At 70.1% G+C, this 1102-nt stretch carries 2 protein-coding genes; both read right to left on the bottom strand.

The window, feature by feature from the left end:
- Window positions 1–145: 145 nt before the first annotated feature.
- Window positions 146–754 (bottom strand): response regulator transcription factor, encoded by a 609-nt coding sequence (locus AB0T83_RS20240; RefSeq protein ID WP_366194999.1) that lies wholly within the window; start codon window positions 752–754, stop codon window positions 146–148.
- The coding region (locus tag AB0T83_RS20235) for an ATP-binding protein (protein WP_366194998.1) at window positions 751–1102 on the bottom strand (352 nt) is incomplete at its 5' end. The genes AB0T83_RS20235 and AB0T83_RS20240, both read right to left, overlap by 4 nt.

The raw sequence follows: 1102 nt of genomic DNA, 5'->3' as shown, positions 1-1102 counted from the left end.
GCGGCGACGGCAAGGGGGGCTGCGACGGCGGCCAGAAGGATGGTCGGTCGGAACATGTCGGATCTCCTGTGTGAATGACTGCGGGGATCCTACAGGTGGCGCGCGACCGGCCCCATTCGTAGCCGGGCCTTGCGCCTGCGTAGTTCTACGGAGTGCGCCCCGCCTCGATCCACAGGCGGGTCATTTCGGCGGGCGAGGTGGTGCCAAGCTTGGCGCCGATCGCGGCCCGGTGGCTTTCCACCGTGCGGGGCGAGACGTCCAGCGCGCCGGCAATCTCGCGGGTGGCAAAGCCGCTGGCCACCAGCGACAGCACCTCGCGTTCGCGCGGCGTCAGACCGGCGATCAGGGCTTGCGTCTCGCGGCGCTCTGCGGTCTGCGCCAGAACCCGTTCCAGTGCCGTCTGGCCCTTCTGGACCGCGTCGATCAGATCCTGTTCATCCACCGGCTTGGACAGGAAATCCAGGGCCCCGTTGCGAAACGCCCGGCGGCAGGCCTCGATATCGCCATGCCCCGAGATCACCACCGTCGGCCAGTCGACCCGGGCCGCGCGCAGCTGTTCCTGCAGCTTCAGCCCCGAGATCGCCGGCATCCGGATGTCCAGAACAAGGCACCCCGGCGCGAGGCTCGGCAGCGCCTGCAGGAAGGCCTGCGGGCTGGCAAAGCCGGTGGCGTGGATGCCCACGGTCGACAGCAGCAGGCACAGCGCCTCGCGCACCGCCGCATCGTCATCCACAAGGTAGACCGGGATGCTCATTGCGCGGCCTCGCGGCTTTCGCGGACCAGCGGCAGGCTGAGCCGGAACCGCGCGCCCTGAGCGGAGTCAATCAGCGCCAGATCGCCCCCGGCACGCTCCACCAGCCGCTGGCTGAGGGCCAGGCCCAGCCCGGTCCCGGCCTCGCGCGTGGTCACGAAGGGCGCAAACAGCCGGTCGCGGATCTCCGCCTGCACCCCCGGCCCGGTGTCCTGAACCTCCAGACGGGCCTCTGCACCGACCTGCGAGAGAGTGACGGTCACGACCCTTGGGCGCGCGGCCTCCTCGACCGCGTCCAGCGCGTTCCGGATCAGGTTGAAGATCACCTGTTCCAGCTCGATCCGGTCGGCC

It is taken from the genome of Meridianimarinicoccus marinus, assembly GCF_040689105.1.
In the GTDB taxonomy this organism is placed as follows: Bacteria; Pseudomonadota; Alphaproteobacteria; order Rhodobacterales; family Rhodobacteraceae; genus Meridianimarinicoccus; species Meridianimarinicoccus marinus.
This window is presented reverse-complemented; position numbering and strand designations above follow the sequence as displayed.